This window comes from Nonomuraea sp. NPDC049784, from assembly GCF_040659615.1.
GTDB lineage: Bacteria > Actinomycetota > Actinomycetes > Streptosporangiales > Streptosporangiaceae > Nonomuraea.
This window is the reverse complement of record NZ_JBFAMX010000584.1, coordinates 1-6,542: the sequence shown is the minus strand read 5'-3', so window position 1 is coordinate 6,542 and position 6,542 is coordinate 1. Positions and strand designations below refer to the sequence as shown.

The 6,542-nt window shown below is 71.2% G+C and carries 8 protein-coding genes; 3 read left to right on the top strand and 5 right to left on the bottom strand.

Annotation, left to right across the window (positions count from 1 at the left end):
* The 5 genes from AB0J09_RS52565 to AB0J09_RS52545 all read right to left on the bottom strand — a co-directional run.
* Nucleotides 1-849 (bottom strand): NTF2-like N-terminal transpeptidase domain-containing protein (locus AB0J09_RS52565; RefSeq protein ID WP_360709499.1); only part of this gene is annotated, 849 nt, incomplete at its 3' end.
* Nucleotides 850-901: 52 nt separating this feature from the next.
* On the bottom strand, nt 902-1,561 hold the full coding sequence (locus AB0J09_RS52560) for a lysophospholipid acyltransferase family protein (protein WP_360709497.1): 660 nt from the start codon (nt 1,559-1,561) through the stop codon (nt 902-904).
* Nucleotides 1,562-1,814: 253 nt separating this feature from the next.
* Nucleotides 1,815-2,411, bottom strand: coding sequence for a CoA pyrophosphatase (locus AB0J09_RS52555; protein ID WP_360709495.1), 597 nt, complete (start codon nt 2,409-2,411; stop codon nt 1,815-1,817).
* Between the two features lie 24 nt (nt 2,412-2,435).
* Nucleotides 2,436-3,608: a HAMP domain-containing sensor histidine kinase gene (locus tag AB0J09_RS52550; RefSeq protein WP_360709493.1), complete on the bottom strand. Its 1,173-nt coding sequence runs from the start codon at nt 3,606-3,608 to the stop codon at nt 2,436-2,438.
* Nucleotides 3,605-4,258 (bottom strand): response regulator transcription factor, encoded by a 654-nt coding sequence (locus tag AB0J09_RS52545; protein WP_360709492.1) that lies wholly within the window; start codon nt 4,256-4,258, stop codon nt 3,605-3,607. Before AB0J09_RS52545 ends, AB0J09_RS52550 begins: the two co-directional genes overlap by 4 nt.
* 149 nt (nt 4,259-4,407) lie before the next feature.
* Here AB0J09_RS52545 and AB0J09_RS52540 point away from each other — a divergent pair, with 149 nt between their 5' ends.
* The 3 genes from AB0J09_RS52540 to AB0J09_RS52530 all read left to right on the top strand — a co-directional run.
* On the top strand, nt 4,408-4,929 hold the full coding sequence (locus tag AB0J09_RS52540) for a hypothetical protein (protein ID WP_360709490.1): 522 nt from the start codon (nt 4,408-4,410) through the stop codon (nt 4,927-4,929).
* Nucleotides 4,926-5,984, top strand: a complete 1,059-nt coding sequence (locus AB0J09_RS52535) for a peptidoglycan-binding domain-containing protein (RefSeq protein ID WP_360709488.1) — start codon at nt 4,926-4,928, stop codon at nt 5,982-5,984. Before AB0J09_RS52540 ends, AB0J09_RS52535 begins: the two co-directional genes overlap by 4 nt.
* A gap of 20 nt (nt 5,985-6,004) precedes the next feature.
* The coding region (locus AB0J09_RS52530) for an ABC transporter ATP-binding protein (RefSeq protein ID WP_360709486.1) at nt 6,005-6,542 on the top strand (538 nt) is incomplete at its 3' end.

Sequence of the window (6,542 nt, the reverse complement as noted above, 5' to 3'; positions counted from 1 at the left end):
GTAGCGGCCGTCCAGGGCCCGGTTGAAGCCGCCCTGGTTGTTCACCACGGCCAGGATCTCGCCCGTGGACGGCTTGATCGCCACCATCGAGGTGGGTTTCTTCATGTCCTTGACCGCCCCCACGGCCGCGGCCTGCGCGTGGGGATCGAGCGTGGTCTGCACGGGCTCGCCGTCGGAGCCCTCGATGGTCGTCAGTGTCTTGCCGCCGAGCTGGATCTCGGTGGCCGGCGTGCCCGCCAGCTGCCTCTGGAACGTCTCCTGCAGCCCGCCGCGCCCGACGGCCTGCCCGACCTTGTAGGAGGAGCCGAGCTTGGCCACGTCCTTCTTGGTGGCCTTGTCGAGGTAGCCGACCAGCTGCTGCACCGATCCGCCGACTGTGCCCGTGTCGATCCGGCCTCCGTCGGCGTCGGTGATCCCGGCCCGGTCCGGCCAGCGCGTCTTGAGCGCGAAGGCGGCCCCGGCGGCCATGGACGGGTGCAGCGTCGCCGGCTTCCAGTCGACCTTCCACGCGCGGTCGGCCACCATGAGGTCGATCTGGCCCTGGTAGGACCACTTGCCGATGTTCTTGAGCGTCAGGGTCGCGGTGTACGGGGCGCGGGCCCGGTCGTCGGACTCTGTGATCTTGCCGAGCTGGATCGCGGTGGACTCGACTGCGAGCGCGCTGCGTAGCTGGTCGTACGCGCTGAGCTGCTGCGGCTTGGCCAGCAGGGCCGTCATGGCGGCATTGTCGCCCGCCTGCCACGCGGCGGCGAAGCGCTGCGCCGTCTCGGCGGGTGTGCCCCTCGTGTGCAGCACGTAGTACGCGCCACCGGCCGCGGCCCCCACCGCGAGCACGACGGCGCCGGACACGATCGCGATGGTACGACCCCGCGCCACTAGATCCCCCTGACCCTCGACGACTTCAGGACTGGCCGTTGGCGGCCTTGACGCTGGCCGCGTAGGCCGGCACGTATTCCTGGCCGGACAGCTTCTGGATGGCCGTCATGATCTCGTCGGTCACCGCCCGCCGGTCGCGTGCCTTCGTGTGGTCGCCCTCGAACCGCAAGGGCTCCCCGATGGCGATGCCGATCCGCGCGGGCCTGGGCACCTTGGAGCCGACGGGCAGCACCTTCTCGGTGCCGCTCAGCGCCACCGGCAGCACCGGAGCGCCCGTCTTGAGCGCCAGCCAGGCCACCCCGACCTTGCCGCGGTAGAGGCGGCCGTCGGGGGAGCGGGTGCCCTCCGGGTGGATGCCGAACAGCTCGCCCCGCTCCAGCAGCTCGGCGGCGGCGTCGAGCATCGCCTGCGCGGCGTGCGCGCTCTCCCGGTCGATCGGCAGGCTGCCGCCCAGCCGCATGAAGAACCCGGAGACGGGGTTGCCGTCGAAGTACTCGTTCTTGGCGGTGAACGTCACGTGCCGCGGCAGCAGCGCCGGCAGCAGGAACGAGTCGAGCACCGACAAGTGGTTGGCGGCCAGGATCGCGGGCCCGCTCCTGGGCACGTGCGCCGCGCCGGTGATGTGCGGCCGGCACATCGCGTGGGCGAGCGGTGCGGCAGCGAACTTGACCACTTCGTACAGCAACGAGCTCTCCTGATCATCGAGCGGTCGGCCACCCCACCATAAAGCAGGCGCCCCGCCCGAGGGGCGGGACGCCTGGGAAAAGCCGTTTAGGCCGATGTGGCGGTCGCCTCCTCGGCGAGGTGCACAACACGGCTCCAGCCGAACGGTATTCCGTGAAGGCGGTAATTTGCGGCCCGGGGGACACAGACCACATCGGCCATTTGATGCTAACGGACATCCGGCGATCGCTATTCCACCGGGCCCAAAGATTCGGTCAGGTTCTCGTCCAGCGAGGCTGAACCACGTCGAAGACCCGCTGCTCGCGGCCACGTAGGGCAACCTCGGCAAATTGCCACAAAATCGCCCCCGTCGGTGCGTGAACCACGATCGAGGGCCCCAGCGGCATCTGCAGCAGCTCCCCGTGCCAGCGTGGCACCCCCGGCCTCAGGAACCACTCCAGTGGCACGGCGTGCACCGAGGCCACCTCACGGGGGTCGGCCACCGGCTCCTGCGTGCCGCCGAACGCCACGACCGGCGTGATCACGAATCCCGAGTCGGTGACGAAGTCGTCGAGCAGCCCGGCCACCTCGACCCCGGTGAGGCCCGTCTCCTCCTCCAGCTCGCGCAGCGCCGCCTCCACCGGCCGCTCCCCGTCGTCGAGCCGCCCGCCGGGCAGCGCCCACTGCCCGGGGTTGCGGCCGCGGGCGGCCCGCTTGATCAGGACCGTGTACGGGGCCCGCTCGGCGTCCTCCAGCACGCACACGGTGACGGCGGCCCTACGCACCCCGCCGGTGGGCGGGACCTCGCGGCGGTCGAAGGCGGCCAGATGGGATCTGATCTGCTCGCGCAGTTGGTCGATCGGCGACAGCACCTCTCAAGGATCGCACGCCGGCCCTCACAGGGGCTGGCGCGGCAGCCGTACCGTGACGCTCAGCCCTCCCTCGGGCCGGGCGGCCGCGCTGACCTGGCCGCCGTGCGCCCGCACGATCGCCCGCACGATCGACAACCCCAGCCCCGCGCCCCTGGACGAGCGCACCCGGTCGCCCTGGCTCCGGCTGAACGGCTCGAACAGGTCGTCCACCTCGTACGGCGGCACCAGCGGCCCGGTGTTGCGTACCGTGATGACCGCGTGCCCATGCTCCTGCCCGAGCGCGAGCCAGATCTCACCGTCGCGCACGTTGTACTTGATCGCGTTCTCCAGCAGGTTGAACACGCACCGCTCCAGGAACAGCGGGTCACCCTCGACCAGCACCGGGCGCAGGTCCTGGTGCAGGGTGACGGGCCGCTTGCGCGGCTGGAGGTCGATCTGCTCGAGCACGGTCCGTACGACCTGCTCCAGGTCCACCCACTTGCGCACGGTGAGCTCCTGCTCCGACTGCGCGAGCAGCAGCAGGCCCTCGATGAGCCGTTCGTAGCGGGCGTTGGTGCCCAGCAGCGCCCTGGCCAGGGCCTTCAGGTCCTCCGACGCGGCCGGCTCCTCCAGCGACACCTCCAGCACCGTGCGGTTGATCGCCAGCGGGGTGCGCAGCTCGTGCGAGGCGTTGGCGATGAAGCGCCGCTGCGCGTCGAACACCCCGTGCAGCCGGTCCAGCATCGCGTCGAACGTGTCGGCCAGGCGCCTGACCTCGTCGGGCGGGCCGTTCAGGCCGATCCGCTCGTGCAACGTGCTCTCCGACAGCCGCTGCGCCGTCTCCGTCACCCGGTCCAGCGGGCGCAGCGCCCGGTCGGCCACCACGTACCCGAGCACGAGCGCGACGACGCCGACCAGGATCATCGCGAGCATGGACCAGCGCACCATGTCGCTGAGCACGCTCTCGGCCCGGTACACGATGTCGCCCTGGAAAACGCCGTCCTCGAACATCGGGCGCTGCGCGAGCATGTCGGGACGCGGGTTCGTGATCTTGCTGACGCCCACGACGAACTGCTGGTTCAGTGCTTGCCCGGTGATGAGGTAGGTGACCCAGAGCAGGATCGAACCGGCCACGAAGAACAGGCCGCCGTAGAGCAGCGTGAGCCGCAGCCGGAGCCTCCTCCTGCTCCACCACAGCCGCCAGGTCTCGGGGATCAAAGCCGGTATCCCTTGCCGGGCACGTTCTGGATCGCGGCCGGCACGCCGAGCTTCTTGCGTAACGACGTGATCGTGACCCGCAGCGCGCCCGTGCCGGCGTCGGCGTACTCGTCCCAGACGCTCTTGCGCAGTTCCCCGGAGGTGACCAGCTCGCCGTCCGCGCCGAGCAGCACGCGCAGCAGGTCGAACTCCTTGCGGTTCAGCGACACGGGATGCCCGTCCCTGGTGACCGTGCGGCGGGCCGGGTCGAGCGCGATGCCGCCGCGTTCGAGCAGCGGGACCGCGGAGCGGTGCGACCTGCGGGCCAGCGCCCTGACCCTGGCCACCAGCTCGGCGAACGCGAACGGCTTGACCAGGTAGTCGTCCGCCCCGATGGCCAGCCCGTCGACCTTGTCGCGGATCTGGCCGGCCGCGGTCAGCATGAGCACCCGGCCGCCCCCGCCGCCCTCGCGCAGGCGCCTGCACACGTCGTCGCCGTGCACCTCCGGCAGGTCCCGGTCGAGCACCACCACGTCGTAGTCCACGTACGCGGCCATCTCGAGGGCGTCCTGCCCGTCGTAGGCCACGTCGACGGCGATCGCGTGCAGCCTGAGCCCGTGCGCCACCGCGTCCGCCAGCCGTTCCTCGTCCTCGACGACAAGCACCCGCATAGCCGGCCCCTTTCCTCTGGCACAAGAGCGTGACGGAACACGTGTTAGCCGCAGGTAAGCGCTGAGGGCTTATCCGGTTCTAGCACCCTGTGGGCTGAAGTTAGGCCGCGCCTCGGGCGAAGGACCCGGGGCGCGGAGGAGCGAATGTCATGAACATACGGCTTTTGCTGGTCGTCGTCCCCCTCGCGCTGGCGCTGGCCGCGTGCGGTGGCACGGCGCCCAAGGACGACGGCGTGGCCAGCGCGGGCGGCGGCACCTCGTCCGCCGGGTCGTCGGCATCCCCGTCGGCCTCGCTGGACCCGCACGAGGCGCAGTTGAAGTTCGCGCAGTGCATGCGAGAGCACGGCATCAACGTGCCCGATCCGCAGAACGGCCAGCTTCGGGTCGAGGCCGACAAGAGCGTGGGCCGCGAGAAGATGGACAAGGCCCAGAAGGCCTGCCAGCCCATCCTGGAAGCGGTCGTCCGCGACCGCACGCCCAGCCCGCAGGACTACGACCAGGCGGTCAAGTTCGCGCAGTGCATGCGCCAGCACGGCATCGACATGCCCGACCCCAAGCCGGGCGAAGGGATGCGCTTTGAGATCAAGAACGGCTCGGAGCAGAAGATCGAGGCCGCGCACAAGGCCTGCGAGCACCTCGCGCCCGGCGGCGGCAAGGGGAAGACGCCGTGAGGAAGGGACTGCTGCTGGGCGGCGGCACCGTACTGGCCGTCGCCGCGACGTGGACAGCGGTGGCCGTCCTGAACGACGGCGGCACCGGCGCCGCCACGCCCACCAAGCCCCCCGTGCCCGCTACTGCGGAGATCGCCAGGCAGGACCTGGTGGAGACCAAGACCGTGGACGGCGCCCTCACCTACGCCGGTGAGCGCCAGATCGACTCGGGCGCCGCCGGGACGGTGACCTGGGTCGCGGCTCAGGGCGCCGTGATCCGCCGCGGCCGGCCGCTGCTCAAGGTGGACCGCAGGCCGCTGGTGCTGATGTACGGCAAGCTGCCGATGTACCGGACGCTGGAGCAGGGCGTGTCCGACGGGCCGGACGTGGAGCAGCTCGAGCGCAACCTCAAGGCTCTCGGCTACGGCGAGTACCTGACCGTGGACGACCACTTCAGCTACGCCACCGAGCAGGCGGTCAAGGACTGGCAGGACGACAGGGGGCTGGAGGAGACCGGGCGGGTCGACGCGGCCCAGGTCGCGTTCCAGCCCGCCGCCGTACGCGTGACCGAGGTCAAGACCGCAGCCGGCACCAAGACCTCGCCGGGCCGGCAGGCGCTCACGGTGAGCGGCATCCGCCGCCTGGTGCACGTGGACCTGGACACGGGCGACCAGTCGCTGGCGCGCAAGGGCGCCAAGGTCACGGTGACGCTGCCCGGCGGGGAGCGGGTCAGCGGCCGGATCACCACGGTCGGCACGGTCGCGGAGACGTCCGGGCAGGGGCAGGACGCGACCACCACCGTCGACGTGGACATCACGCTGGCCAAGCCGCCCAAGACGAAGCTGGACCAGGCGCCGGTCGAGGTGGAGATGGCCAGCGCCCGCCACGCGAACGTACTGGCCGTGCCGGTCGAGGCCCTGCTGGCGCTGCGCGAGGGCGGGTTCGGGGTCGAGGTGGTGGAAGGCGCGACCAGCCGGATCGTGGCCGTGGAGACGGGGGCGTTCGGGGGCGGCCTCGTCGAGATCAAGGGCGAGGGGCTGGCCGAGGGCATGAAGGTCGGGGTACCTGCCCAGTGAATGAGCATGTGAATGAGCACGTGAACGATCAAGAAGCCGTCGTGGAGCTGCACGGGGTGACGAAGACGTACCCCGGCGACGTGCACGCTCTGCGCGGCGTCGATCTGACGATCGCCCGCGGCGACCTGCTGGCCATCGTGGGCCCGTCGGGATCCGGCAAGTCGACCATGCTCCACATGATCGGCACCCTCGACCGCCCCAGCACCGGCACCGTCCTCGTCGCCGGCCACGACGTCGCCACCCTGTCCGACCGGGAGCTGTCCGCGCTGCGCTCGCGCACCCTGGGCTTCGTCTTCCAGCAGTTCCACCTGTCGCCCGGCGTCAGCGCGCTGGACAACGTGGCCGACGGCCTGCTCTACACCGGCACGGGCCGGCGCGCCCGCCGCGAGCGCGCCGCCGAGGCGCTGGAACGGGTCGGGCTCGGCCACCGGCTGCGGCACAAGCCGTCGGAGCTGTCCGGCGGCGAGCAGCAGCGGGTGGCGGTCGCCCGGGCCGTGGCGGGTGACCCGCCGCTGCTGCTGGCCGACGAGCCGACCGGCAACCTGGACTCCCACGCCG

What these genes read in the sequence shown, in the direction of transcription:
- AB0J09_RS52540 (WP_360709490.1), top strand. Translation starts at nt 4,408, where the DNA reads ATGAACATACGGCTTTTGCTGGTCGTCGTCCCCCTCGCGCTGGCGCTG.
- AB0J09_RS52545 (WP_360709492.1), bottom strand. Translation starts at nt 4,258, where the DNA reads ATGCGGGTGCTTGTCGTCGAGGACGAGGAACGGCTGGCGGACGCGGTG.